Source organism: Pseudomonas tolaasii NCPPB 2192 (assembly GCF_002813445.1).
GTDB classification, from domain to species: Bacteria; Pseudomonadota; Gammaproteobacteria; order Pseudomonadales; family Pseudomonadaceae; genus Aquipseudomonas; species Aquipseudomonas tolaasii.
Map to the genome: position 1 here is coordinate 945998 of NZ_PHHD01000001.1, position 25842 is coordinate 971839.

A 25842-nucleotide genomic window follows, 5' to 3' on the forward strand; every position below is an offset into this window, starting at 1 on the left:
CCTCGAGGTCTTGCAGGTCGAGATGCCTTGCTCAATTCCTGTGGGAGCGGGCTTGCCCGCGATTGCAGTGTGTCAGTCAACAAAGATGTCTACTGAACCACCGCTATCGCGGGCAAGCCCGCTCCCACAGGGTTCTCCACAAGCCGTCAGAAATCCTTGCACAGGCGCAGGGCGTCATAGATCGCAGCGTGAGTATTGCGCTGCGCCACACAGTCACCGATGCGGAACAGCAAATACCCGTCACCCGCCTCGCTCAGGCACGGTTGCGGCTTGATCGCGAACAGGGCTTCGACGTCGATCTGGCCCTTGTTGCGCGAGCCTTCCTTGAGGGCGTAGTAAATGGCTTCGTCCGGGCGCACGCCGTTCTCGACGACCACCTGGTCCACCACCCGTTCCTCTTTCGCGCCGGTGTATTCGTTCTCCAGCACCGCCACCAGCTTGTCGCCTTCGCGGTAGACCTTTTCCAGCATCATGTCGCCGGTCATGATCACTTCTTTGGGATACATGCTGCGGTAGTAGGTGGGGAACGACGTACCGCCGATGGCCACGCCTGGCTTGATGTCGTCAGTGACAATCTCGACCTGGCTGCCTTTGTCCGCGAGGAAATCGGCCACCGACATGCCGGTGAACTCGCAGATGGTGTCGTAGACCAGCACGTTCTTGCCCGGCGCCACTTTGCCGTCGAGCACATCCCAACTGCTGACGACCAAACCTTCGGCTGCGCCCCAGTGTTCGTTCTGCTCCACATTCGGGGTGCCACCGACCGCCAGTACCACCACGTCCGGGCGCAAGTCCAAAATAGTGTCGGCATCAGCCGCCACGCCCAGGCGCAGGTCGACTTTCAGGCGCGCCAGTTCCAGCTGGAACCAGCGCGTGATCCCCGCGATCTGGTCACGCTGCGGCGCCTTGGACGCTGTGGTGATCTGCCCGCCAATAAATTCTTTTTTCTCGAACAGGGTCACGTCGTGGCCGCGCTCGGCAGCGACGCGCGCCGCTTCCATCCCGGCCGGGCCGGCCCCCACCACCACGACTTTGCGTTTTGGCCCGGTGGATTTTTCGATGATGTGCGGCACGCCCATGTATTCACGGGAGGTCGCGGCGTTCTGGATGCACAGCACATCCAGCCCCTGGTACTGGCGGTCGATGCAGTAGTTGGCGCCGACGCATTGTTTGATCTGGTCGATCTGGCCCATCTTGATCTTGGCGATCAGGTGCGGGTCGGCGATGTGGGCACGGGTCATGCCGACCATGTCCACATAACCGCCTTCCAGAATCCGCGTGGCCTGGTTCGGGTCCTTGATGTTCTGCGCGTGCAGCACCGGCACCTTGACCACTTCCTTGATACCGGCGGCCAAGTGCAGGAATGGTTCCGGTGGATAACTCATGTTGGGGATAACGTTGGCCAGGGTGTTGTGCGTGTCACACCCCGAGCCGACCACGCCGATGAAATCGAGCATGCCGGTGTCGTCGTAGTACTTGGCGATCTGCTTCATGTCCTCGTGGGACAGGCCGTCCGGGTGGAATTCGTCACCGCACAGGCGCATGCCCACGCAGAAGTCATCACCCACTTCGGCGCGCACGGCCTTGAGCACTTCCAGGCCGAACTTCATACGGCCTTCAAAGGTGCCGCCCCATTCATCAGTACGCTTGTTGACCCGCGGGCTCCAGAACTGGTCGATCATGTGCTGGTGCACGGCCGACAGTTCCACGCCATCCAGGCCACCGGCCTTGGCACGGCGTGCAGCCTGGGCGTAGTTGCCGATCACGCGCCAGATTTCCTCCGGCTCGATGGTTTTGCAGGTGGCACGGTGGACCGGCTCACGCACGCCGGACGGCGACATCAGGGTCGGCCAGTTGAAGCCGTCCCAACGCGAGCGGCGGCCCATGTGGGTAATCTGGATCATGATCTTGGCACCATGCTTGTGCATGGCGTCAGCCAGGTTCTGGAAGTGCGGGATGATGCGGTCGGTGGACAGGTTCACCGAACTCCACCATTCCTGCGGGCTGTCGATGGCCACCACCGAGGAGCCGCCGCAAATCGCCAGGCCGATACCGCCCTTGGCTTTCTCTTCGTAGTACTTCACATAGCGGTCAGTGGTCATGCCGCCGTCGGTGGCATACACCTCGGCGTGGGCCGTGCTGAGCACGCGGTTGCGGATGGTCAGTTTGCCGATCTGGATCGGCTGGAACATTGCTTCGAAAGCCATGGCACGGTCCTCGGCTTACAACGGCTTGACGGTGAACAGGCCGTCATCGTGGCCCTCTTCGGAGCCTCCGTAGACTTGTTCGGCCACAGTGCGGATTTTGCTGCCGCGCGCTTGCAGGATCTGGTCCATGGCGCCGGCAAACCAGCCGGTGAACATGTAGTCCACTTTGCGCCCGACCTTGCCGTATACATAGACGAACGCCGAGTGTTCCAGCTTGACGCTGGCGGTGCCTTTGTCCAGGTCGATGTCCTGGATCTTGAACAGGCCCCAGCCGCGTTGCGACAGGCGCTTCATGTAGTGCTCGAACACCGCAACGCCTTCCAGGCCGTGGCATTCGGCTTCTTTTTCACACCAGTGCCAGGCGGATTTGTAGCCGGCCTTGTAGAGGATTTCGGCGTAGGCATCGGCGCCCAGCACTTCTTCGATACCGATGTGGTTATTGACGAAGAAATGGCGCGGCACGTACAGCATCGGCAGGGCGTCGGAGGTCCAGACACCGGTTTCGCTGTCGACTTCGATAGGCAATTGCGGGGCGATCTTGGCCATGGAAACTTAACTCCAGAAAATTCTAAGTAGTGCCCCCGACGAGGACTGTCGGGGGAAAAGAAGTGGCGGCTTACTCGCCCCAGACGTCCTTCAGGACGTTGACCCAGTTCTCGCCCATGATCTTGCGCACCACGCGCTCGCTGTGGCCGCGCTTGAGCAGGGTCTCGGTGAGGTTGGGGAACTCGCCCACGGTGCGGATGCCCAGCGGGTTGATGATCTTGCCGAAGCTGGTCAGGCGGCGGGCGTAGCCTTTGTCATGGGTCAGCATTTCGAAGAAATCCTGGCCATGGCCCTGGGTGAAGTCGGTGCCGATGCCGATGGCGTCTTCGCCGACGATGTTCATGGTGTATTCGATGGCTTCGGCGTAGTCGTCGATGGTCGAATCGATGCCCTTGGCCAGGAACGGCGCAAACATGGTCACGCCGACAAAGCCGCCGTGGTCGGCGATGAACTTGAGTTCTTCATCGGACTTGTTGCGCGGGTGCTCTTTAAGGCCGGACGGCAGGCAGTGGGAGTAGCACACTGGCTTTTTCGATTCGAGGATGACTTCTTCGGACGTTTTGGAGCCCACGTGGGACAGGTCGCACATGATGCCGACACGGTTCATTTCGCCCACCACCTCACGGCCAAAGCCCGACAGGCCGCCATCGCGCTCGTAGCAGCCGGTGCCGACCAGGTTCTGGGTGTTGTAGCACATCTGCACCACACCGACGCCGAGCTGCTTGAAGATCTCCACGTAGCCCAGTTGGTCTTCAAACGCGTGGGCGTTCTGGAAGCCGAAGATGATCCCGGTTTTGCCCTGCTCCTTGGCCTTGCGGATGTCGGCGGTGGTTTTCACCGGGATCACCAGGTCGCTGTTTTCACGGATCAGGGTCTGGCTGGCCACGATGTTATTGATGGTGGCCTGGAAGCCTTCCCACACCGACACAGTGCAGTTGGCGGCAGTGAGGCCGCCTTTGCGCATGTCTTCGAACAGGTCGCGGTTCCACTTGGCAATAATCAGCCCGTCGATAACGATGCTGTCGGCGTGCAGTTCGGCTGGGCTCATCAGGCGTCCCCTTATTGGCGATTCATGCGCCGAATCGTCTGCCGGCGCTTTGGGGCCAGCATATGCCCAGGGGCCGACAGAGCCGGGTGCAAAAACGACAGGGGAATTGCCGAAAGCGTCAATCCGCGACAAAGGCCTACATGACATCTCCCACTCGCGGCTGTTCTTTGTCCCACGCTTGAGCCAGAATTTGCGCCATCACCTGATATGAGACGGCGCAATGAAATCGATTTTCCTGGCTTTGGCACTCATCGCAACCACCGCACACGCGGCTGAAGACACCGACAGCACGCCCTGCGATGGCATCGAAAACGACAAGCAAACCCTGGAATGCGCCACCTACAACAAAACCACCGCCGAGCAATTGCTCAAGGATAACTACCAAGGCCTGCTCGAACGCATGGGTTCAACCTATGCCAGCAACAAGTCGCAACTGGCCGACATTACCGCTCGTCTGAAGGATGCCCAGCAAAAGTGGGAAAAACTGCGCGACGCCGATTGCGCCGTGGACACCTTCCCGGCGGTAAACGGCAGCAAGCAGTACGCGATCCAGCAGAACGACTGCCTGGCGCGGATGAGTGATGAGCGGTCGGAGTTTTTGGAGTCGATCGGCCAGGAATAAGCGACAATCTCCGCCACTTTTTCTCTGAACCAAGGCTACCCATGACCATTTGTGGCATCGAAATCAAAGGCAGCGAAGCCATCATCGCCGTGGCCTCGCTGAACAACGGGGCGCTGGCCCACGTCGCCCTGGCCACCAGAAAAATCGCCCTGGAAAACGACGATGAGGCGGCCAACGTCAAAGCCTTCGCCGCCCAGGTGAAGGCTTTTGTGCAGGCAAATGCCATTACCCGTATCGCCATCAAGAAGCGCAGCAAAAAAGGCGAATTTGCCGGCGGCCCGACCACGTTCAAGATTGAAGGGGTGTTTCAGTTGCTGGAAGGTGTGGAGGTGACGCTGCTGTCGCCGCAGACCATCAATGCGCAGAACAAGAAGCACAACCTTGAGCTGCCGGCGACGCTGAACAAGTACCAGCACGAAGCTTATAAAGCGGCGTGTTCGGCCCTGCTGAAAAAATAAACCACGCCACCTATCCACTGTGGGAGCTAGCTTGCCTGCGATAGCGGTACGTCAGTTGACATCTATCGCGCCGACCCACCGCCATCGCAGGCAAGCCAGCTCCCACATTTGATTTGAGTTGTCCCTTGGTCAGGTGTTTTGGCGCTTGTGCTGCAGCCAATCACCAAACGTCTTGTCCTCCAGCGCATAACCACCTCTGCTCGACTTCCACACCAGCTCCTTGTCACGCAGTGCATCAATGCAGGCCTGAATCGTCTGGGTGCCCGGCACCACGTCGCTGCCCATCTCTTCCAGCGCCTTGCTGACCGCCGCCAGGGTGCTATCGGTAAATGGCGCGAACGGCTCGTTGTTTTGCGAACGCTCCACCATCACTTCCAGCACGGCGCGCTGGGGGACGGTGAGGTTGTTCCAGGCGCTTTCGAATTCAGTCCACACGCCAGCGCGCAGTAACTCGGCGCGGCTGTGCAGCAGTTGGCCCAGGTTGCTCGCCTCGCCCAGCTCCAACGCCACTTCCCCAATAATGGTGCGCAGCATTTCCGGGCGGTGCCCCACCAGTTCAAAGGCTTCGTCGATGTCGGCCGCATTGAACTGGTTGGTCTGGGCCAGGTGCGCGTTGAGGTGGACGGTGTAGGCCTGGGTGAACGCTTTGCCCAACAGCGGAAACGGCGTGATGCTGGAGCCAAAGAACGGCTGGCTCTTGCCCAGTACCAAGTGGGCCAGTTTGTCGCGGTTGGAACCGGTAAACACCAGATGCAAACCGCTGCCCTCTTCGTCACGCCCTTGGTTGAGCTGATCCCGCGCGGCCTTCAGCGCGAACATGGCATTGATGCCGGAGTCGCTGGTCAGCGCGTGTTGCGCCTCATCAATCACCAGCACCACGGGTTTTTCCGCCGCGTGGTGCAGCAACTCCAGCGCCTGGGTCAAGGTTGCGCCAACAGGCAATTGCGGTTTGCTGAAGTCCCAGGACAGGGTCCGCAAAAAGCTCAGTTTCTCCACCCCAAGGTTTTTGGCCAGCTTGCGAATGCCCTTTTCATAGGGCGCCAGTGCGGCGGCAATGGCACTGGCAATCAACTCTGCCGGATCTTTGTCTTTGTCGGCCCACAGGTCGACATACACCGTCAGCCAGCCTCGAAGCTGACATTCCGGAATAAGGTCTTCACGCAAAAAAGTACTTTTGCCCGTGCGACGCGGCGCCGCGAGAAACAGGCCAGAGGTGAAATCCTGAAGACCGCCCCCCACCAGACCGTCGGCAATGCTGCTGGCCAGAGTGGGGCGGCGGAACACAAAGCCGCTGTGCTTGGACATGGTTTTATACTCAATTATTGAGAGAACTATAATTTATAGCCTCGAGTATAATTAACTATAATTGTCCGTCACACCACCTCCCGTCGCCGATCCTCCCGCGGGCACTTGGCAAACCGCGCCCTATAGCTGCGGGTGAAGTAAGACGGCGACTCAAACCCGCACGCAATACTCACTTCCAGCACACTCATGCCGCTTTGACGCAAAAGCTGCCGGGCTTTTTCCAGGCGCAGGCCGAGGTAGAAGTTGCTCGGGGTGTCATTCAGATGCAGGCGAAACAGCCGCTCCAGTTGGCGGCGCGTCACCTTGATCGCCTCGGCGAGCGCCAGGGTGCTCAGCGGCGGCTCGGTGTGCTGCTCCATCTCGCCAATCACCTGCACCAGCTTCTTGTTATTGATGCCGTAGCGCGTGGCGATCTGCATGCGCTGGTGGTCTTTGCGCGGGCGGATGCGGCCGAGCACGAATTGTTCGGACACCTGGATCGCCAGCTCCGGGCCGTGGGACTGGGCGATCAGGTCGAGCATCAGGTCGATGGACGCCGTGCCACCGGCGCAGGTGATGCGGCGGCGGTCGATCTCGAACAGTTCCTGGGTCACGGTGAGCTGCGGATAGGATTCCTTGAAGGCATCAATGGCTTCCCAGTGCAGCGTAAGGCGGTGCCCATCGAGCAAGCCGGCTTCGGCCAGCACGCAGGCCCCGGTGTCGATGGCGCCGAGGGTCACACCGTCGTGGTCGAGGCGGCGCAGCCAGTGTTCCAAGGCGGGCGTGGCGAACTTCAAGGGCTCGAAGCCTGCGACCACCATCAGCGTCGCGCCCTTTTTCAGCGGTTCCAGCGCAGCATCGGCGTTGACCGACATGCCATTGCTCGCCAGTACCGCGCCGCCGTCGGCGCTCAACACATGCCAGCGGTACAGCTCGCCGCGAAAGCGGTTGGCCACCCGCAAGGGTTCCAGCGCGGAGATAAAACCGATGGCCGAAAACCCCGGCATCAGCAAAAAGTAGAAATCCTGGGACATGGTGGCGCTCTCGTCGTGCGGGCAGCGTGGCACTGTGATACTCCCGTTCTGGAGTGGATTCAAGGGGGCAGGTCGCTGCAGTGCAAGAGTCGGTCGCCGCCGTGCGTTTTATGGGCCCTCAAGCTGCGTAACTTGATGCCACGGCGCACAAAGACGCCGGACCCCACAATAACGACCTGCCGAGGGATCCACCATGAACCGACTGATCAGCCGCTGCGTGCTTGCACTCAGCGCCAGCGCCATCTTGAGCACCAGCGTATTCGCGGCCGACGCAGAATCCTGCCGGAACGTGCGCATGGGCGTGGTGAACTGGACCGACGTAATCGCCACCAGCGCCATGACCCAAGTGTTGCTCGACGGCCTCGGCTACAAGACCAAACAAACCAGCGCCTCCCAGCAAATCATCTTCGCCGGCATCCGCGACCAACGCCTGGACCTGTTCCTGGGCTACTGGAACCCGCTGATGACCCAGACCATCACGCCGTTCGTCGACGCCAAGCAGGTCAAAGTCCTCGACAAACCGAGCCTGGAAGACGCGCGCGCCACCCTCGCCGTGCCGACTTACCTGGCGGACAAGGGGCTGAAGACCTTTGCTGACATCGCCAAGTTTGAAAAAGAGTTGGGCGGCAAGATCTACGGCATCGAACCGGGCTCGGGCGCCAACACCCAGATCAAGGCGATGATCGCCAAGAACCAGTTCGGCCTGGGCAAGTTCCAGCTGGTTGAATCCAGTGAAGCCGGCATGCTCGCCGCGGTCGACCGCGCCGTGCGTCGCAAAGAGGCTGTGGTGTTCTTCGGCTGGGCGCCGCACCCGATGAACGTCAACGTCGCCATGACCTACCTCACCGGCAGCGACGACGCCCTGGGCCCGAACGAAGGCATGGCCACGGTGTGGAGCGTGACGTCGCCGACCTACGCCGAACAGTGCCCCAACGTGAACAAACTGCTGACCAACCTGACCTTCACCGCCGCCGACGAGAGCCGGATGATGCAGCCGTTGCTGGACCACAAGGACGCCATCGAGTCCGCCAAACAGTGGCTCAAGGATCACCCCCAAGACCAGGCCCGCTGGCTGGAAGGCGTGACCACCTTTGACGGCAAACCGGCTGCGGCCAACCTGCAATTGACCAGCAAATAACCTGATTCGAATCACCGTGTCGCAGCCGCCTTTTGGCTGCGCACGGCACCACTACGCCCGCCTGTAAGGAACCTGCCTCATGAATCACGACGTCATCATCACCTGCGCACTCACCGGTGCTGGCGACACGACCAGCAAAAGCCCCCACGTGCCGGTCACTCCCAAACAAATCGCCGCCGCCGCCGTGGAGGCCGCCAAGGCTGGCGCCACCGTCGTGCATTGCCATGTGCGTGATCCGCAAACCGGCAAATTCAGCCGCGACGTGGCCCTGTACCGCGAAGTGATGGAGCGCATCCGCGAGGCCGACATCGACATCATCGTCAACCTCACCGCCGGCATGGGCGGAGACCTGGAGATCGGCGGCGGCGAGAACCCGATGGAGTTCGGCCCCAATACCGACCTGGTGGGCCCGCTGACCCGCCTGGCCCACGTGGAAGAGCTGCTGCCTGAAATCTGCACCCTGGACTGCGGCACCCTGAACTTCGGCGACGGCGACACCATTTACGTGTCCACCCCGGCGCAACTGCGTGCGGGCGCCAAGCGCATTCAAGAGCTGGGCGTGAAGGCCGAGCTGGAAATCTTCGATACCGGTCACCTGTGGTTCGCCAAGCAGATGATCAAGGAAGGCCTGCTCGACAACCCGCTGTTCCAGCTGTGCCTGGGCATCCCGTGGGGCGCCCCGGCCGACACCACCACCATGAAGGCCATGGTCGACAACCTGCCGGCCGACGCGGTGTGGGCGGGCTTCGGCATCGGCCGCATGCAAATGCCGATGGCCGCGCAAGCGGTGCTGCTGGGCGGCAACGTGCGGGTCGGCCTGGAAGACAACCTGTGGCTGGACAAGGGCGTGCTTGCCACCAACGGCCAGTTGGTGGAACGCGCCAGTGAAATCCTCAGCCGCTTGGGGGCGCGGGTCATGACCCCGGCCGAAGGCCGCGTGAAGATGGGCCTGACCAAGCGCGGCTGAACCAGACACCACACCCCCGTGGAAGCGGGCTCTGTGGCGAGGGAGCAAGCTCCCTCGCCACAGCAAGCCAGGTCCCACATTGAATCACCGAACTTTTCAGGACTGTCGCCCATGAGCTTTATCACCGAAATCAAAACCTTCGCCGCCCTCGGCAGCGGTGTCATCGGCAGCGGCTGGGTGTCGCGCGCACTCGCCCATGGCCTGGATGTAGTGGCCTGGGACCCTGCGCCCGGCGCTGAAGCCGCCCTGCGCAAACGCGTCGCCAATGCCTGGGGTGCCCTGGAGAAACAAGGCTTGGCGCCTGGCGCGTCCCAGGACCGCCTGCGTTTTGTCGCCACCATCGAAGAATGCGTGAAAGATGCCGATTTCATCCAGGAAAGCGCCCCGGAGCGCCTGGAACTCAAATTGGACTTGCACAGCAAAATCAGCGCGGCGGCCAAGCCGAATGCGTTGATTGGTTCGAGCACCTCGGGCCTGTTGCCGAGCGAATTCTACGAAGGCTCGACCCACCCGGAACGCTGCGTGGTCGGCCACCCGTTCAACCCGGTTTACTTGCTGCCGCTGGTGGAAGTGGTGGGTGGCAAAAACACTGCACCGGAAGCGATCCAGGCGGCGATCAAGGTGTATGAATCCCTCGGCATGCGCCCGCTGCACGTGCGCAAGGAAGTCCCGGGTTTTATCGCCGACCGCCTGCTGGAAGCACTGTGGCGCGAGGCGCTGCATCTGGTGAATGACGGCGTGGCAACCACCGGCGAAATCGATGACGCCATTCGTTTTGGTGCCGGTTTGCGTTGGTCGTTCATGGGCACTTTCCTGACCTATACCCTGGCCGGTGGCGATGCCGGCATGCGGCACTTCATGGCGCAATTCGGCCCGGCACTGCAATTGCCATGGACGTATTTGCCGGCGCCGGAGCTGACCGACAAATTGATTGACGATGTGGTGGAGGGCACCAGCGACCAGCTGGGCAAACACAGCATTTCGGCGCTGGAGCGCTATCGTGATGATTGCCTGCTGGCGGTGTTGGAGGCGGTGAAAACCACCAAGGAAAAACACGGTATGAGCTTCGCCGAATAACCCTGTGGGAGCTGGCTTGCCTGCGATAGCGGTGTTGAATTCAGCACCGCTATCGCAGGCAAGCCAGCTCCCACATTTGACCGAGTACTTGTCCGAGATTTATGTCATGCCTGCATTGACGACTTACACCACAAAAATTCTCCCCGACTGGGTGGACTACAACGGCCACCTGCGCGACGCGTTCTACCTGCTGATCTTCAGCTACGCCACCGACGCGCTGATGGACACCCTGGGGCTTACCAGTGAAAACCGCGAAGCCAGCGGCCACTCGCTGTTCACCCTGGAACTGCACTTGAACTACCTGCACGAAGTGAAACTCGGCGCCGAGGTGGAGGTGCACACCCAACTCATCGCCCATGACGCCAAGCGCCTGCACCTCTATCACAGCCTGCACCTCGTGGGCGACGAGAAGGAACTGGCGGGCAACGAACAGATGCTGCTGCACGTCGACCTCGCCGGCCCGCACTCGGCGCCGTTCACCGAGGCGACGCTGGAAAAACTCACGGCCATCAGCGCCGAACAGGCCAACCTGCCGCGTCCTGCCCTGCTTGGCCGAGTAATCGGATTGCCACCCAAAAAATAAAAACAAGGAGCCACCATGCAAAACGCCGCCGCTGTTGCCGATTTTCGTACTTACCCAAAAATCAGCGACCTCGCGGATGCGCGAGTGCTGGAGGATCAGATCCTTGTGCATTGGGCCGACGGGCGGGCCAGTCCGTTTCATCACCAGTGGCTGCGCGACAACTGCCCCTGTGCGGAGTGCGTGTACAGCGTGACCCGCGAACAGGTGCTGGAAATCGTCGATGTAGAGGAACACCTCGGCGCCCTCAGTGCGCACATCGACGGCGGTTTCCTCCAAGTGCAATGGCGCGGCGGCCACAACAGCCGGTTTGATCCGGGCTGGCTGCGCGCCCACGCCTACGATGATGAGTCACGCGCTGAACGCCGCGCGGCGAAGCCCAAATCCGTGCTGTGGAACCATACCTTCTCGCTGCCGGTTTTCGACTACGCCGCCGTGATGCAAGACCCCGAGACGTTGCTGCAATGGCTGCTGGCCCTGCGTGACAGCGGCCTCACACAAATCCGTGGCGTGCCCACCGAGCCGGGCTCTTTGGCGCTGATCGCCAAACGCATTTCGTTTATCCGCGAAAGTAACTTCGGCGTGCTGTTCAACGTGCAGTCCAAAGCCGATGCCGACAGCAATGCCTACACCGCTTTCAACCTGCCACTGCACACTGATTTGCCCACCCGCGAGCTGCAACCGGGCCTGCAATTTCTGCATTGTCTGGTGAACGATGCCAACGGTGGCGAAAGCATTTTCGTCGACGGGTTTGCCATCGCCCAGGCCTTGCGCGCGGAAGACCCCGAGGCGTTTCGTGCGCTGTGTGAGATTCCGGTGGAGTTTCGCAATAAGGACCGTCACAGCGACTACCGCCGGCTCGCACCGATCATCGCGCTGGATGCCTTGGGCGACGTGGCGGAGATTCGCATGGCGAACTTCCTGCGCGGGCCGTTCGACGCCAGCGTGGAACAGATGCCGTTGCTGTATCGGGCATACCGGCGGTTTATTGCGATGACGCGGGAGGATCGTTTCCGTGTGGTCAAACGTCTGAACCCGGGGGAGTTGTGGTGCTTTGATAACCGGCGCACTTTGCATGCGCGCAATGCGTTTGACCCGGCGTCGGGGGCGCGGCATTTTCAGGGTTGCTACATCGACCGGGATGAGTTGTTGTCCAGGATATTGGTGTTGCAGCGTTAGATCGCTATCGCAGGCAAGCCAGCTCCCACAGTTTGACTTGTGAACACAGTTAAAGGTGGGAGCTGGCTTGCCTGCGATGAGGCCGATAACAACACCACAAAACCCAGCCAAAAAAAGCCCCGATCAAGCCGTGACGAGACCGGGGCAGAGCGCTTGGTGTGAGCGTGACATCTCGAGGGTGACCAAACCTTCAAGCTGTTTGCTGGCATTCAGTGTGCCTGTTACTTCTGTCGGTAAATGCCCCGAAAACGACCTGCTCATAGCCATCCGAGCCATTCACGGATTCTGCCCTTGCCCACTGGCAGATGGCCTACCAGAATCAAGCTCAGACCCCGCTCCCTACACCAGGATAAAACGTCATGATGCACGCGGATTTGATTGACCAGGATGACCTGCTGGGCCAACTGCGCTCGCTGGGTTTTGAAGTGTCCAGCGGCGCCACCGCAGAGCAGGCCTGCGAGTGCGCAGTGCGCGGTTTGAGTGCGGCACGGGCCAAGGCACTCAAGGGTATGGTGGAGCAGATGTACACCGGCAGTGCGACGATTCTGCCGGCGGTGAGGCAGGCGATCGACAAGCAGTTGTTGCCGGCTTTGGTGCAGTTCAAACAGAGCTCTGGTGCCTGATACACCGCTATCGCAGGCAAGCCAGCTCCCACATTTGAATGTATTCACAAATCAACATGTGGGAGCTGGCTTGCCTGCGATGAAGGCGACTCGGTCTAGAGCCTTACACTGGCAAACGTCGACTCATTACGCGCCTGGCTCAACGCCGACATCGGCCCCGACAACGGTGACAGCACCAGCGCCTGCGGAATCGGCATCATCGCCACTTGCTGGGTGGTGTTGGAACCCACGCGCTCATCCCGCGGCGGAATGCCGAAGTATTCGCGGTAGCACTTGGAGAAGTGCGGCGTAGACACAAACCCGCACACCGATGCCACTTCGATAATCGACATCGGCGTTTGCTTGAGCAACTGCCGCGCACGGATCAAGCGCAACTTGAGGTAGTAGCGAGACGGCGAGCAGTGCAGGTATTTCTGGAACAGCCGCTCCAGCTGACGACGGGACACGGCGACATACACCGCCAGTTCGTCCAGGTCGATCGGTTCTTCCAGGTTGGCTTCCATCAACGCGACGATTTCCTGCAGCTTCGGCTGGTTGGTGCCAAGCATGTGCTTGAGCGGCACACGCTGGTGATCCTGTTCGTTGCGGATGCGTTCGTACACAAACATTTCCGAGATGGCTGCCGACAATTCACGGCCGTGGTCGCGGCTGATCAGGTGCAGCATCATGTCCAGCGGCGCGGTGCCGCCCGAACTGGTGAAGCGGTTACGGTCCAGCGTGAACAGGCGTGTGCTCATGGCCACGCGCGGGAAGGCTTCCTGCATCGACGCCAGGCATTCCCAGTGCACGCTGCAATCAAAACCGTCGAGCAAACCGGCGCAGGCCAGGGCCCAGCTGCCGGTGCACACGGCACCAAGGCGACGGGACTGGCGCGCCTGGCTTTGCAGCCACGACACATGCTCACGGGTCACAGTACGTTGGATACCCACGCCGCCGCACACAATCACAGTGTCCAGGGCCGGGGCTTTGTGCATGGAGGCATCGGGGGTGATTTGCAGGCCGTCGCTGGCCCACACCTGGTTACCGTCGACACTCAGGGTCGTCCAGCGGTACAGCTCGCGGCCGGACAGCTGGTTGGCCATGCGCAGCGGTTCCACGGCCGACGCCAGGGAAATCAGCGTGAAATTGTCCAGCAGCAAAAAGCCGATGGATTGAGGCGCACGGTTCTGGGGTTGGGCCCCGGAGTTGAACGACGTCATCGCGGTATCTCCTCACACAAAGCGGGTGATGGCCTCAGGCGAGGCTCTTGTTATTGCGCTCGTCTGCGGCGAGAGCGAGGCTTTGAATTGATAGAGCAAATGCCATGCCTAAAGTTGAATGGCCGTCCAATAACTCCTAAAAACGACCTGATGACGCGTCTATATAAGCCCGTGCCGGGAGTGCGGGATATGACCCGAATCGGGCGTCAGACCGAGCCCGCCTACGGGGTGTGAGCAGATCGGTAGCACTTGTGGGAAGGCGCTTTGCGGGCGTGGGAAAAGTCTGTCACCGCTGGCACGGATGACGGGTGGTCAGGCGCAGAATCGTTTGGGAGCTACTTATCTGTTTGCGACGCGCTAAAAGGTGGCGCTTTTGGATCCGGGTGTTCACTTTATGAGCAGTGGTGTCTGGAGTATTGCTATCGCAGGCAAGCCAGCTCCCACATTTGGAATGCGTTCCCCTGTGGGAGCTGGCTTGCCTGCGATGCAGTCGACTCGGTCTCAGCACTCAACGGCGCTGACCGCCAACCCGCCCCGCGATGTCTCTTTGTACTTGTCATGCATATCCGCCCCGGTATCGCGCATGGTGCGGATCACCCGGTCCAGGGAAATAAAGTGCTGGCCGTCACCCCGCAGGGCCATTTGCGCCGCGTTGATCGCCTTCACTGCCGCAATCGCATTGCGCTCGATACACGGCACCTGCACCAGGCCGCCCACCGGGTCGCAGGTCAGGCCGAGGTTATGCTCAAGGCCGATTTCAGCCGCGTTGCACAGTTGCTCCGGGGTGGCGCCGAGGATCTCCGCCAGCCCGGCCGCCGCCATCGCACACGCCGAGCCGACTTCACCCTGGCAACCCACTTCGGCGCCGGAGATCGAGGCGTTCTTTTTACACAAGATGCCCACCGCCGCCGCGCCGAGCAGGTAGTCGACCACATTGGCCTCGGTGACATCCTCACTGAACTTCATAAAGTAGTGCAGCACCGCCGGGATGATCCCCGCCGCACCATTGGTCGGCGCCGTGACCATGCGCCCACCGGCGGCGTTTTCCTCATTCACCGCGAGAGCGAACAGGTTGACCCACTCCATGGCGCTCAAGGTTGAACCGATCACATTGGGCTTGTTCAGTTCCTGCAAGCTGCGGTGCAACCTGGCGGCGCGTCGCCGCACATTGAGGCCGCCGGGCAGGATGCCTTCGTGCTTGAGGCCCTGCTCCACGCAATCCTGCATGGCGCGCCAAAGCTTCATCAGGCCGCTGCGGATTTCTTCTTCGGAGCGCCAGGTTTTCTCATTGGCGAGCATCAATTCGGCCACGCGCAGGTTGTGGGTCTTGCACAGCTGCAGCAGCTCCACCGCGCTGGAAAAATCGTAAGGCAACTCGGTGCGGTCCATATCCGCCACACCGCTTTGCGCCTGGGCTTCATCCACCACAAAACCGCCGCCGACCGAATAGTAGGTGTCACGGTGCAACTCACCGTTGTCGCCGAACACCACCAGGGTCATGGCGTTGGGATGGAACGGCAGGTTTTCGTCGAGCAGGCGCATGTCGCGCGCCCAAATGAAAGGCACCGGCAGGTAGCCGTCGAGCAGCAGGGTGTCGGTTTCACGCAGGGTATGAATGCGCAGGCCGATTTGCGACGGATCGATTGCGTCCGGCCATTCGCCCATCAGGCCCATGATGGTGGCGGTGTCGCTGCCGTGGCCGATGCCGGTGGCGGACAGCGAGCCATACAGCTGAACTTCGACGCGCCGCACTTGTTCCAACACATCACGTTCACGCAAGGCTTGAACGAACAACGCCGCGGCGCGCATGGGGCCGACGGTGTGAGAACTCGAAGGCCCGATGCCGATCTTGAACAGGTCGAAAACGCTGATAGCCATTGCCGTGGAACTCCTCGATAAGCACGGGCTACCTGCTACGCTGAATTCGCCCGAATGGCGGCATCATCAAGCTTTTGCTGCCCCTCACGGCGTCTCACACCGACGTGACCATGCTCACTAACGTCGCTGGCAGGCGATAAGGCGTTTTGGCCGTTTTTAGCGGTGCAGATCGGCAAAAACAGCAGTTTTGCCGCTGGAAAAATCTGTAAGCGACGTCACCGACACTGGATACGACCATCCCTGTACTGGATACGACGCCCCCTGTAGGCGTCAGATTTTCACTGGTACATGATCAGTCTCGACTCGTTTGCAAGGCACCGTGCCGTCGCGTCATCGCGCGCACCAACCGCAACACCTATAAAGCGCGGCGCAGGCCGCCAGAAAAAACACAGGAGTCTAGCCCCATGAAAGGTTCACCCTCGTTGTTGTTGGCCGCCATGCTGAGTCTGCCAGTCCTGGCGCACGCTGCAGAACCGGCACAATGTCAGACCGTCAATTTCTCCGACGTCGGCTGGACCGACATCACCGTCACCACCGCCACCACCAGCGAAATCCTCAAAGGCCTGGGCTACAAGCCGCGCACCACGATGATTTCCGTGCCGGTGACCTACAAGTCTCTGGCGGACGGCAAGAACATGGACATCTTCCTCGGCAACTGGATGCCGACCATGGAAAACGACATCAAGCAGTACCGTGATGCCGGCACCGTAGAAACCGTTCGCGCCAACCTTGAGAACGCCAAGTACACCCTGGCCGTGCCCGAGGAGCTGTACAACAAGGGCCTGAAAGACTTCGCCGACATCGTCAAATTCAAGGAAGAGCTGGGCGGCAAAATCTACGGTATCGAGCCGGGTAACGACGGCAACCGCACCATCCAGACCGTGATCGACAAGAACCAGTTTGGTTTGAAAGACGCGGGCTTCAAAGTCGTGGAATCCAGCGAAGCCGGGATGCTCTCGCAGGTGGAACGCGCCACCAAACGCGGCCAGGCCATCGTGTTCCTCGGCTGGGAACCGCACCCGATGAACACCCGCTTCAAGATGAAGTACCTGACCGGCGGTGACGACTCGTTCGGCCCCAACTACGGCCAGGCCACCATCTACACCAACACCCGCAAGGGCTACACCCAGGAATGCAGCAACGTTGGCCAGTTGCTGAAAAACCTGGTGTTCACGCTGAACATGGAAAGCACCCTGATGGGTAAAGTCCTGGACGACAAACAAAAACCCGACGTGGCCGCCAAGGCCTGGCTCAAGGCCAACCCGCAAGTGCTCGACACCTGGCTCGCCGGTGTCACCACCTATGACGGCAAACCAGGGATCGACGCCGTAAAAGCTTACCTCGCCAAGTAACCCGCTGACCCCGGGGCGGTGCGCTGCCCCGGGATGTTTTCCCCTTCGCATGTGGACATTCACTACCATGCTGACTGAACAGAAAATCCCACTGGGCCAGTACATCGCTGCCTTCGTTGAATGGTTGACCCAACACGGCGCCAACTACTTCGACGCAATCGCATCGACCCTGGAAACGATGATCCACGGCGTGACGTTTGCGCTGACCTGGTTCAATCCGCTGGCATTGATCGGTCTGATTGCGCTGCTGGCTCATTTCATTCAACGCAAATGGGGCCTAACGGTTTTTGTCATCGCCTCCTTCCTGCTGATCCTGAACCTGGGGTACTGGCAGGAAACCATGGAAACCCTCGCGCAGGTGTTGTTCGCCACCCTGGTCTGCGTGGTCATCGGTGTGCCGCTGGGCATTGTTGCCGCGCACAAACCGCTGTTCTACACCATGATGCGGCCGGTGCTCGATCTGATGCAGACCGTACCGACCTTCGTCTACCTCATCCCTACCCTGACCCTCTTCGGGCTGGGTGTGGTGCCCGGCCTGATCTCCACGGTGGTGTTCGCGATTGCCGCACCGATCCGCCTGACCTACCTGGGTATCCGCGATGTACCGCAAGAGTTGATGGACGCCGGCAAGGCCTTTGGCTGCTCGCGCCGTCAGTTGCTCTCGCGTATTGAACTGCCCCACGCCATGCCGAGCATCGCCGCCGGCATTACCCAATGCATCATGCTGTCGTTGTCGATGGTGGTGATCGCGGCTCTGGTGGGCGCCGACGGCCTCGGCAAGCCGGTGGTCAACGCGCTCAACACCGCCGACATCGCCCTGGGCTTTGAAGCCGGCCTGGCGATTGTGCTGCTGGCCATCATGCTCGACCGCATCTGCAAACAACCCGACGCCAAAGTAGGGGGTGATGCATGAGCATTATCCGATTCGACAATGTCGATGTGATCTTCTCCAAAGACCCGCGCGAAGCCTTGAGGCTGCTGGACCAGGGGATGCACCGCAACGAGATCCTGAAAAAAACCGGGCAGATTGTCGGCGTGGAAAAAGCCAGCCTGGACATCGAGAAAGGCGAAATCTGCGTGCTGATGGGCCTGTCGGGCTCCGGCAAATCCAGCTTGTTGCGCTGCATCAACGGCCTCAACACCGTGAGCCGCGGCCAGCTGTTTGTGGAGCATGAAGGCCGCCAGATCGACATCGCCTCGTGCACCCCCGCCGAGCTGAAAATGATGCGCACCAAACGCATCGCCATGGTGTTCCAGAAGTTCGCCCTGATGCCCTGGCTGACGGTGCGCGAGAACATCAGCTTCGGTCTGGAAATGCAGGGCCGCCCGGAGAAGGAACGGCGCGCGCTGGTGGATGAAAAACTCGAGCTGGTGGGCCTGGCCCAATGGCGCAACAAGAAGCCGGACGAGCTGTCCGGCGGCATGCAGCAGCGCGTCGGCCTGGCACGCGCCCTGGCCATGGACGCCGATATTTTGCTGATGGACGAACCCTTCTCCGCCCTCGACCCGTTGATTCGCCAGGGCCTGCAGGATGAACTGCTGGAGCTGCAACGCAAGCTGAGCAAAACCATCGTGTTCGTGAGCCACGACCTGGATGAGGCGCTGAAACTCGGCAGCCGCATCGCAATCATGAAAGACGGCAAGATCATCCAGTACAGCGTGCCGGAAGAAATCGTGCTGAACCCGGCCGATGACTATGTGCGCACCTTCGTCGCCCACACCAACCCGCTGAACGTACTGTGCGGCCGCAGCCTGATGCGTACCCTGGACAACTGCAAGCGCATCAACGGTTCGGTGTGCCTGGACCCGGGCGGCGACTCGTGGCTGGACCTGGCCGAAGGCAACACCATCAAGGGTGCCCGCCAGAATGGCGCGGTGCTGAACCTGCAGAACTGGGCGCCGGGGCAAGCGGTGGAAGGCTTGGGCCGAGTGCCGACGCTGGTGGATTCGAATATCGGCATGCGCGATGCGTTGCAGATTCGGTATCACACGGGGAACAAGCTGGTGTTGCATGACAACAACCAGGTGGTGGGGATTCTGGGGGATAGCGAGCTGTACCATGCCCTTTTAGGCAAGAACCTCGGCTAATCAACTGAAGGAACTGGATCAATGTGGGAGCTGGCTTGCCTGCGATAGCTTTAGTGAATTCACAAAAGCTATCGCAGGCAAGCCAGCTCCCACAGTTGACCGCACTCCAATCAGGAAACAGCGGCGCCAGTGAGGGCACCGCCAGGCTCAACCATCAGCTATAGACACGGCCAAGGAGCTGCCGATGGCTTTCAAACTGATCGAGCACGTCCCGGGTGATTTGCTCCTGGGTAAAGCCCATCAGGTCATATTCCTGAGGCCCGTTGTGCAGGTACACCTCGGCACGGTAATAACGGGTGCGCTCTTCTTCAGGCACGTCGCTCGGCGCCGACGAGTAAGCATCCAGACTCACTTCATAGACAAACGGGTTGCCCTCGGACATCTCGATCCGCACGCCAATGCAGCGCTTGGACTTACCGAGCAAGGTCTGCACTTCCAGCCCCTGATCACGCAACGCGGTCGCCGCCTCCTCCAGCGCCGGCGTCACGTGTTTGTCCATAAAGCGTTGTACCGTGCCCTGGCTCGGTTGCAGGTCCAGGGCAGTCAAACGCTCGCTGAAACCCCGACGGCCACGCTCGGCCAATTGCGCTTGCTCTTGTTCGATGGCCACGTCCTGGCGCATCGCCTTGTGCAAACCGAACATAAAGAACACCAGCACCACCGAGAACGGCAGCCCCGCCAACACCACCATGGTTTGCATGGCTTCGAAGTTGCCGGCAAACAGCAGGCCGATGGTCACCAGCGTGATCACCACCGACCAGAAGATCCGCAGCCAGTGCGGCGCGTCTTCATCCACGTTACCGCCTTTGCAGGACAGGTTGGCCATCATCACCGCGCCGGAATCCGCCGGGGTCAGGAACAGCACGAAGCCCACGAAGATCGACACACCAATCACGACTTTCGACGCCGGGTAATGCTCAAGCAACTGGTAGATGGCCATGGACGGCTGTTCCAGTGCGGTCTTGCCCAGCTCCACGGCGCCGTGGTTCAGCACCAGGTCCAGCGCCGAGTTGCCGAAGATCGACAGCCACGCCAGGGTAAAGCCCAGCGGAATCAGCAATACGCCGGCCACCAGTTCACGCACCGTGCGGCCACGGGAAATACGCGCGATGAACATGCCCACGAATGGTGCCCAGGAAATCCACCACGCCCAGTAGAACAGGGTCCACAGGCCCATCCAGCGCTCGGTCTTGTCGGCGTCGCCTTCGTACACATACAGGTCGAAGGTTTTCAGCACGATGCCGTTCATGTAGTCGCCGATGTTCTGCACGAAGCCGTTAAGCAAGTGCAGGGTCGGGCCGAACAGCAGCACAAAGATCAGCAAACCGCTGAACAGCACGATATTGAGGTTGGACAGGCGACGAATGCCGTTCTCCACACCCGACACGGCGGCGATGGTCGCCACGGTGCTCATCACGATGATCACGATCAGCAGGTTGGTGTTGCTGTGCTGCATGCCGAACAGGTTTTCAAGGCCCGACGACACCTGCATCGAACCGATCCCCAGGTTCGTCACCAGGCCCAGCAGCGTCACGAACATGCCGAAACCGTCCACCGCATGGCCGGCCGCACCTTTCACCCAACGCTCGCCCACCAACGGGTACAGTGCCGAACGCAAGGCCAGCGGCTGGTTGTGACGGTAGGCAAAGTACGCCACGGCCAGGCCGACCAGCGCGTAAATCGCCCAGCCATGCAGACCCCAGTGCAGGAACGTCAGTTGCAACGCCTGGCGTGCGGCGCCATTGCTGGCGGCTACGCCTTCGGGCGGGTTGAAGTAGTGGTCCAGAGGCTCGGAGGCACCGAAGTACAGCAAAGAGATGCCGATGCCGGACGAGAACAGCATGCCGGCCCAGGCGCCGTAGCTGAAGTCCGGGGTGTCGTCCTTGCTGCCCAGTTTCAACTTGCCGTAGGACGAAAACGCCAGGCCGACCACAAACACCAGATAAGCGGCGATGACCACCATGTAGTACCAGCCAAAGCTTTTCGACAGCCAGGCCTGTGCTACGCCAAGCATGCGCCCGGCCTCCTGCGGGGCGATGATCAGAATGGCGGTCAACAACAGAATGAGCGCGGTGGAGGTGTAGAACACCCAACCGTTGACCCGAACCTTTTCCGGCGGGGTCTTTATAAGAGAGGCAGAACTCATGGCGCAGATGCTCCGGGCAGTGCGAGAGAGAAACACAAGGCAACGGTTATCCCGGGACATCGATTTTTCGGCAGTCGACGGACGGGTGTTATAAAGACACCCCGAAAATTCTCGAACCCCGCCGAGGCGGTGGCCAGGCCCTGATACGGCCTGTTTCAAGGGTTTTTGCAGGTGTCACAGGACGCTGCTCTCAGGTAGGAAATATCTGTAGGCAGCGACCATTTGTCGCAGATCTTATTCTTTGTTGATTGAACGTTCAATCAAAACAAAATAGACTGGCCATCAAGCCGACGGACGTTTATCGCCCATCGGCAGGCCTAAGGAGAGGTGCTACATGCCCAAGGTCGGTATGCAACCCATACGCCGCCAGCAGTTGATCGAAGCCACCTTGACGGCCATCGATCAGGTCGGAATGGGGGATGCCAGCATTGCGCTGATCGCCCGTTTGGCCGGCGTTTCGAACGGCATCATCAGTCACTACTTTCAGGACAAGAACGGCCTGATTGCCGCGACGATGCGGTACCTGATGAATGTGCTGATCGAGAACGTCCACGAACGCAGGCTTGCGCTTACGGATGACAGCCCCCGTGCTCACCTGCAGGTGATCATCGGCGGCAACTTTGACGCGAGCCAGGTCAACGGCCCGGCAATGAAAACCTGGCTGGCCTTCTGGGCCACCAGCATGCACCACCCGTCTTTGCACAGGTTGCAGCGGATCAACGATCACCGTCTGTATTCCAACCTGTGCTGCCAGTTCCGCCGTGTGCTGCCGCTGGAAGATGCACGCAGCGCAGCCCGGGGCCTGGCGGCTTTGATCGACGGTTTGTGGTTGCGCGGCGCCCTGTCGGGAGACGCTTTCGACACGGAGCAGGCGCAACGCATCGCTTACGAATACATGGATTTCCAATTGGCCAAGCAGGTGAGTTAGAGCACACATAACCGCTCAACCCCTGAACTGCTGTCGCTGAGTGTTGCCAGACCCTTATGGCTCCATTTTTCGGCGGTTAACGCCAACCACTTATGCACTTGCGAGGACTTTATGGCCCGTTTCGAACTGCAAAAACTCTACATTGACGGCGGCTACAGCGACGCTGGCAGCGATGCCACCTTCGAAGCCATCAACCCGGCTAACGGTGAAGTTCTCGCCCAAGTGCAACGCGCAACGAAAGAAGACGTTGAGCGTGCTGTGGTCAGCGCCGAAAAAGGCCAGAAAATCTGGGCTGCCATGACCGCCATGGAGCGTTCGCGCATCCTGCGCCGTGCCGTCGACATCCTGCGCGAGCGCAACGATGAACTGGCCGCACTGGAAACCCTGGACACCGGTAAAGCCTTCTCCGAAACCAAATACGTCGACATCGTCACCGGCGCCGACGTGCTGGAATACTACGCAGGCCTGGTGCCCGCCATCGAAGGCGAGCAGATCCCGCTGCGCGACACCTCTTTCGTCTACACCCGTCGCGAGCCGCTGGGCGTGGTCGCCGGTATCGGCGCGTGGAACTACCCGATCCAGATCGCCCTGTGGAAATCCGCACCGGCCCTGGCCGCCGGCAACGCGATGATCTTCAAGCCAAGCGAAGTCACCTCGCTGACCACCCTGAAACTGGCCGAGATCTACACCGAAGCCGGCGTACCGGCGGGCGTGTTCAACGTACTGACCGGCAGCGGCCGTGAAGTCGGCACCTGGCTGACCGAGCACCCGCGCATCGAGAAAGTCTCGTTCACCGGCGGTACCGACACCGGCAAGAAAGTCATGGCCAGCGCGTCGAGCTCCTCGCTCAAGGAAGTGACCATGGAGCTGGGCGGCAAGTCGCCGCTGATCGTGTTCGAAGACGCCGACCTGGATCGCGCCGCCGACATCGCGATGATGGCCAACTTCTACAGCTCCGGTCAGGTCTGCACCAACGGCACGCGCGTGTTCGTACCCAAGCACCTGCAAGCGGCCTTTGAAGCCAAGATCGTTGAGCGCGTTGCGCGCATTCGCGTGGGCAGCCCGCAAGACGACAACACCAACTTCGGCCCGCTGGTCAGCTTTGCCCACATGGAGAGCGTGCTGGGCTACATCGCCAAAGGCAAGGCAGAAGGCGCCCGCGTGCTATGCGGCGGCGACCGCCTGACTGATGGTGAATTCGCCAAAGGCGCCTTTGTGGCCCCGACCGTGTTCACCGACTGCACCGACGACATGACTATCGTGCGTGAAGAAATCTTCGGCCCGGTGATGAGCATCCTCACCTACGAAACCGAAGAAGAAGTGATCCGCCGCGCCAACGACACCGACTTCGGCCTGGCTGCCGGCCTGGTCACCCGCGACCTGAACCGCGCCCACCGCGTGATTCATCAGCTGGAAGCGGGTATCTGCTGGATCAACGCCTGGGGCGAGTCCGACGCGAAAATGCCGGTCGGCGGCTACAAGCAATCCGGTGTGGGCCGCGAAAACGGCATCAGCTCGCTGAACAACTTCACCCGCATCAAATCGGTACAGGTTGAGCTGGGCGACTACGCCTCGGTGTTCTAAAACCCGAGCCTTGTGTTGCCTGTGAGTGCCCTATCGCAGGCAAGCCAGCTCCCACATTTGGAATGCATTTCCCTGTGGGAGCCGGGCTTGCCCACGATGAGGCCCGACCTGACTATCTCAAAAGAGGGTGCATCTCATGTCCCAAGAATACGATTACATCATTGTGGGTGCCGGCTCCGCCGGTAACACCCTGGCGACCCGTCTGACCGAAGACGAAGGCGTTACCGTCCTGCTGCTGGAAGCCGGCGGCCCGGACTACCGTTTCGACTTCCGCACGCAAATGCCAGCCGCCCTGGCCTTCCCGCTGCAAGGCCGCCGCTACAACTGGGCCTACGAAACCGACCCCGAGCCACACATGGACGGCCGCCGGATGGAATGCGGTCGCGGCAAAGGCCTGGGCGGTTCTTCGCTGATCAACGGTATGTGCTACATCCGTGGCAACGCCATGGACTACGACAACTGGGCCAAACTGCCAGGCCTGGAAAACTGGACCTACCTGGACTGCCTGCCGTATTTCCGCAAGGCCGAAACGCGGGACATCGGCCCGAACGACTACCACGGTGGCGAAGGCCCGGTCAGCGTGACCACGCCCAAGCCTGGCAACAACCCGCTGTTCCACGCCATGGTTGAAGCCGGCGTACAGGCCGGCTACCCGCGCACCGACGACCTGAACGGCTACCAGCAAGAGGGCTTCGGCCCGATGGACCGTACCGTCACGCCCAAAGGCCGCCGCGCCAGCACCGCGCGTGGCTATCTGGACACGGCTAAAAAACGCTCCACGCTGACCATCGTCACCCACGCCCTGACCGACAAGGTACTGTTCGAAGGCAAACGTGCCGTGGGCGTGCGTTACTTGATCGGCGCTGCCGAAGAGCGCGTTGAAGCCCGTGCGCGCAAAGAAGTGCTGGTGTGCAGCGGCGCAATCGCGTCCCCGCAACTGCTGCAACGCTCCGGCGTGGGCCCGGCCAAACTGCTGGAAAGCCTCGACATCCCGGTGGTCCACGACCTGCCCGGCGTCGGCGAAAACCTGCAGGACCACCTTGAGCTGTACCTGCAATACGCCTGCACCCAGCCCGTGTCGCTGTACCCGTCGCTGCTCTGGTACAACCAGCCGGCCATCGGTGCCGAATGGCTGTTCAACGGCACCGGCATCGGCGCCAGCAACCAGTTCGAAGCGGGCGGTTTTATCCGCACCCGTGAAGAATTCGATTGGCCGAACATCCAGTACCACTTCCTGCCGGTGGCGATTAACTACAACGGCAGCAACGGTGTGAAAGAGCACGGTTTCCAGGCGCACATGGGTTCCATGCGTTCGCCGAGCCGTGGTCGCGTGCAGTTGAAGTCGAAGAACCCGCGGGACTACCCGAGCATTCTTTTCAACTACATGGCCACCGAGCAGGACTGGCAGGAATTCCGCGACGGCATCCGCCTGACCCGTGAAATCATGCAGCAGCCGGCGCTGGACCAGTACCGTGGCCGCGAAATCAGCCCGGGCATCGACGTGCAAACCGATGAACAGTTGGACAAGTTCATCCGCGAGCACGCCGAAACCGCGTTCCACCCTTCGTGCTCGTGCAAGATGGGCACCGACGACATGGCGGTGGTGGACGGCGAAGGCCGCGTGCATGGCATGCAGGGCTTGCGTGTGGTGGATGCGTCGATCATGCCGATCATCACCACCGGCAACCTGAACGCACCGACGATCATGATCGCCGAGAAAATCGCCGACAAGATCCGTGGCCGCCAGCCGCTGCCACGCAGTACTGCCGACTACTACGTAGCCGGCGACGCGCCGGTGCGTGGCAAGCCGTTGCGTGAAATCGCGCAGTAACTGAAACACCGCGGTGCCTGGATCGCAGGCAAGCCAGCTCCCACAGTTGATGTGTGAACACCTTCAACATGTG

General features: G+C 60.7%; 22 protein-coding genes. 14 read left to right on the top strand and 8 right to left on the bottom strand.

Annotation, left to right across the window (positions count from 1 at the left end; all coding sequences use genetic code 11):
• Positions 1-146: 146 nt before the first annotated feature.
• From dgcA to ATI14_RS04420, 3 genes are all read right to left on the bottom strand, one after another.
• On the bottom strand, positions 147-2207 hold the full coding sequence (gene dgcA / locus ATI14_RS04410) for a dimethylglycine demethylation protein DgcA (RefSeq protein ID WP_017256151.1): 2061 nt from the start codon (positions 2205-2207) through the stop codon (positions 147-149).
• Between the two features lie 15 nt (positions 2208-2222).
• Complete coding sequence (locus ATI14_RS04415; RefSeq protein WP_016972865.1) at positions 2223-2753, bottom strand: DUF5943 domain-containing protein; 531 nt, start codon at positions 2751-2753, stop codon at positions 2223-2225.
• A 70-nt stretch (positions 2754-2823) separates the two neighbouring features.
• Positions 2824-3801 (bottom strand): dipeptidase, encoded by a 978-nt coding sequence (locus tag ATI14_RS04420; protein WP_016972866.1) that lies wholly within the window; start codon positions 3799-3801, stop codon positions 2824-2826.
• 220 nt (positions 3802-4021) lie between these two features.
• Between ATI14_RS04420 and ATI14_RS04425 the strand changes: the two genes are divergently transcribed.
• Entirely contained in the window at positions 4022-4423 is a 402-nt protein-coding gene (locus tag ATI14_RS04425) for a lysozyme inhibitor LprI family protein (RefSeq protein WP_016972867.1), read from the top strand.
• Positions 4424-4464: 41 nt separating this feature from the next.
• Positions 4465-4881, top strand: coding sequence for a DUF3010 family protein (locus ATI14_RS04430; RefSeq protein WP_016972868.1), 417 nt, complete (start codon positions 4465-4467; stop codon positions 4879-4881).
• A 129-nt stretch (positions 4882-5010) separates the two neighbouring features.
• Here ATI14_RS04430 and ATI14_RS04435 read toward each other — a convergent pair whose 3' ends face one another.
• A complete protein-coding gene (locus tag ATI14_RS04435) occupies positions 5011-6186 on the bottom strand; it encodes an AAA family ATPase (RefSeq protein ID WP_016972869.1) in 1176 nt (391 codons plus the stop codon).
• A gap of 68 nt (positions 6187-6254) precedes the next feature.
• The gene (locus tag ATI14_RS04440; RefSeq protein ID WP_017253917.1) at positions 6255-7199 is read right to left on the bottom strand and encodes a GlxA family transcriptional regulator; all 945 of its coding nucleotides are present in this window, start codon (positions 7197-7199) and stop codon (positions 6255-6257) included.
• Between the two features lie 193 nt (positions 7200-7392).
• Between ATI14_RS04440 and ATI14_RS04445 the strand changes: the two genes are divergently transcribed.
• The 6 genes from ATI14_RS04445 (at position 7393) to ATI14_RS04470 (ending at position 12763) form a co-directional block, all read left to right on the top strand.
• Positions 7393-8337, top strand: a complete 945-nt coding sequence (locus tag ATI14_RS04445; protein WP_016972871.1) for a choline ABC transporter substrate-binding protein — start codon at positions 7393-7395, stop codon at positions 8335-8337.
• 79 nt (positions 8338-8416) lie between these two features.
• The gene (cdhC, locus tag ATI14_RS04450; RefSeq protein WP_016972872.1) at positions 8417-9304 is read left to right on the top strand and encodes a 3-dehydrocarnitine:acetyl-CoA trimethylamine transferase CdhC; all 888 of its coding nucleotides are present in this window, start codon (positions 8417-8419) and stop codon (positions 9302-9304) included.
• A 111-nt stretch (positions 9305-9415) separates the two neighbouring features.
• On the top strand, positions 9416-10381 hold the full coding sequence (locus tag ATI14_RS04455) for an L-carnitine dehydrogenase (RefSeq protein WP_016972873.1): 966 nt from the start codon (positions 9416-9418) through the stop codon (positions 10379-10381).
• 106 nt (positions 10382-10487) lie between these two features.
• Entirely contained in the window at positions 10488-10964 is a 477-nt protein-coding gene (locus tag ATI14_RS04460; protein WP_031320172.1) for a thioesterase family protein, read from the top strand.
• Between the two features lie 15 nt (positions 10965-10979).
• Positions 10980-12140 carry a gamma-butyrobetaine dioxygenase gene (locus ATI14_RS04465; protein ID WP_031320174.1) on the top strand — a complete coding sequence of 387 codons (1161 nt, stop codon included), beginning with the start codon at positions 10980-10982 and terminating at the stop codon, positions 12138-12140.
• Between the two features lie 359 nt (positions 12141-12499).
• Positions 12500-12763 carry a hypothetical protein gene (locus ATI14_RS04470; protein ID WP_016972874.1) on the top strand — a complete coding sequence of 88 codons (264 nt, stop codon included), beginning with the start codon at positions 12500-12502 and terminating at the stop codon, positions 12761-12763.
• 95 nt (positions 12764-12858) lie between these two features.
• Here ATI14_RS04470 and gbdR read toward each other — a convergent pair whose 3' ends face one another.
• Together gbdR and ATI14_RS04480 are read right to left on the bottom strand one after the other, a co-directional pair.
• Positions 12859-13962, bottom strand: coding sequence for a choline metabolism transcriptional regulator GbdR (gbdR, locus tag ATI14_RS04475; protein WP_005792167.1), 1104 nt, complete (start codon positions 13960-13962; stop codon positions 12859-12861).
• A 501-nt stretch (positions 13963-14463) separates the two neighbouring features.
• A complete protein-coding gene (locus ATI14_RS04480; RefSeq protein ID WP_016972875.1) occupies positions 14464-15840 on the bottom strand; it encodes an L-serine ammonia-lyase in 1377 nt (458 codons plus the stop codon).
• Positions 15841-16244: 404 nt separating this feature from the next.
• Here ATI14_RS04480 and ATI14_RS04485 point away from each other — a divergent pair, with 404 nt between their 5' ends.
• The 3 genes from ATI14_RS04485 to choV all read left to right on the top strand — a co-directional run bounded on the left by ATI14_RS04485 (position 16245) and on the right by choV (position 19280).
• Positions 16245-17192: a choline ABC transporter substrate-binding protein gene (locus ATI14_RS04485; protein ID WP_016972876.1), complete on the top strand. Its 948-nt coding sequence runs from the start codon at positions 16245-16247 to the stop codon at positions 17190-17192.
• Positions 17193-17259: 67 nt separating this feature from the next.
• The gene (choW, locus tag ATI14_RS04490) at positions 17260-18105 is read left to right on the top strand and encodes a choline ABC transporter permease subunit (RefSeq protein WP_016972877.1); all 846 of its coding nucleotides are present in this window, start codon (positions 17260-17262) and stop codon (positions 18103-18105) included.
• The gene (gene choV / locus ATI14_RS04495; RefSeq protein WP_016972878.1) at positions 18102-19280 is read left to right on the top strand and encodes a choline ABC transporter ATP-binding protein; all 1179 of its coding nucleotides are present in this window, start codon (positions 18102-18104) and stop codon (positions 19278-19280) included. Before choW ends, choV begins: the two co-directional genes overlap by 4 nt.
• 154 nt (positions 19281-19434) lie before the next feature.
• Here choV and ATI14_RS04500 read toward each other — a convergent pair whose 3' ends face one another.
• On the bottom strand, positions 19435-21369 hold the full coding sequence (locus ATI14_RS04500) for a BCCT family transporter (protein WP_231124432.1): 1935 nt from the start codon (positions 21367-21369) through the stop codon (positions 19435-19437).
• Positions 21370-21760: 391 nt separating this feature from the next.
• On the opposite strand from ATI14_RS04500, the gene betI reads away from it, so the two are divergent.
• From betI to betA, 3 genes are all read left to right on the top strand, one after another.
• A complete protein-coding gene (gene betI, locus ATI14_RS04505; RefSeq protein WP_016972880.1) occupies positions 21761-22354 on the top strand; it encodes a transcriptional regulator BetI in 594 nt (197 codons plus the stop codon).
• Between the two features lie 111 nt (positions 22355-22465).
• Entirely contained in the window at positions 22466-23938 is a 1473-nt protein-coding gene (betB, locus tag ATI14_RS04510) for a betaine-aldehyde dehydrogenase (RefSeq protein ID WP_016972881.1), read from the top strand.
• 136 nt (positions 23939-24074) lie between these two features.
• Positions 24075-25769: a choline dehydrogenase gene (betA, locus tag ATI14_RS04515; protein WP_016972882.1), complete on the top strand. Its 1695-nt coding sequence runs from the start codon at positions 24075-24077 to the stop codon at positions 25767-25769.
• Positions 25770-25842: the final 73 nt, after the last annotated feature.

What these genes read in the sequence shown, in the direction of transcription:
- betB (WP_016972881.1), top strand. Translation starts at nt 22,466, where the DNA reads ATGGCCCGTTTCGAACTGCAAAAACTCTACATTGACGGCGGCTACAGC.
- cdhC (WP_016972872.1), top strand. Translation starts at nt 8,417, where the DNA reads ATGAATCACGACGTCATCATCACCTGCGCACTCACCGGTGCTGGCGAC.
- ATI14_RS04480 (WP_016972875.1), bottom strand. Translation starts at nt 15,840, where the DNA reads ATGGCTATCAGCGTTTTCGACCTGTTCAAGATCGGCATCGGGCCTTCG.
- gbdR (WP_005792167.1), bottom strand. Translation starts at nt 13,962, where the DNA reads ATGACGTCGTTCAACTCCGGGGCCCAACCCCAGAACCGTGCGCCTCAA.
- betI (WP_016972880.1), top strand. Translation starts at nt 21,761, where the DNA reads ATGCCCAAGGTCGGTATGCAACCCATACGCCGCCAGCAGTTGATCGAA.
- ATI14_RS04445 (WP_016972871.1), top strand. Translation starts at nt 7,393, where the DNA reads ATGAACCGACTGATCAGCCGCTGCGTGCTTGCACTCAGCGCCAGCGCC.
- ATI14_RS04465 (WP_031320174.1), top strand. Translation starts at nt 10,980, where the DNA reads ATGCAAAACGCCGCCGCTGTTGCCGATTTTCGTACTTACCCAAAAATC.
- ATI14_RS04415 (WP_016972865.1), bottom strand. Translation starts at nt 2,753, where the DNA reads ATGGCCAAGATCGCCCCGCAATTGCCTATCGAAGTCGACAGCGAAACC.
- ATI14_RS04435 (WP_016972869.1), bottom strand. Translation starts at nt 6,186, where the DNA reads ATGTCCAAGCACAGCGGCTTTGTGTTCCGCCGCCCCACTCTGGCCAGC.
- choW (WP_016972877.1), top strand. Translation starts at nt 17,260, where the DNA reads ATGCTGACTGAACAGAAAATCCCACTGGGCCAGTACATCGCTGCCTTC.
- ATI14_RS04470 (WP_016972874.1), top strand. Translation starts at nt 12,500, where the DNA reads ATGATGCACGCGGATTTGATTGACCAGGATGACCTGCTGGGCCAACTG.
- betA (WP_016972882.1), top strand. Translation starts at nt 24,075, where the DNA reads ATGTCCCAAGAATACGATTACATCATTGTGGGTGCCGGCTCCGCCGGT.
- choV (WP_016972878.1), top strand. Translation starts at nt 18,102, where the DNA reads ATGAGCATTATCCGATTCGACAATGTCGATGTGATCTTCTCCAAAGAC.
- ATI14_RS04430 (WP_016972868.1), top strand. Translation starts at nt 4,465, where the DNA reads ATGACCATTTGTGGCATCGAAATCAAAGGCAGCGAAGCCATCATCGCC.
- ATI14_RS04440 (WP_017253917.1), bottom strand. Translation starts at nt 7,199, where the DNA reads ATGTCCCAGGATTTCTACTTTTTGCTGATGCCGGGGTTTTCGGCCATC.
- ATI14_RS04455 (WP_016972873.1), top strand. Translation starts at nt 9,416, where the DNA reads ATGAGCTTTATCACCGAAATCAAAACCTTCGCCGCCCTCGGCAGCGGT.
- ATI14_RS04485 (WP_016972876.1), top strand. Translation starts at nt 16,245, where the DNA reads ATGAAAGGTTCACCCTCGTTGTTGTTGGCCGCCATGCTGAGTCTGCCA.
- ATI14_RS04425 (WP_016972867.1), top strand. Translation starts at nt 4,022, where the DNA reads ATGAAATCGATTTTCCTGGCTTTGGCACTCATCGCAACCACCGCACAC.
- ATI14_RS04460 (WP_031320172.1), top strand. Translation starts at nt 10,488, where the DNA reads ATGCCTGCATTGACGACTTACACCACAAAAATTCTCCCCGACTGGGTG.
- dgcA (WP_017256151.1), bottom strand. Translation starts at nt 2,207, where the DNA reads ATGGCTTTCGAAGCAATGTTCCAGCCGATCCAGATCGGCAAACTGACC.
- ATI14_RS04420 (WP_016972866.1), bottom strand. Translation starts at nt 3,801, where the DNA reads ATGAGCCCAGCCGAACTGCACGCCGACAGCATCGTTATCGACGGGCTG.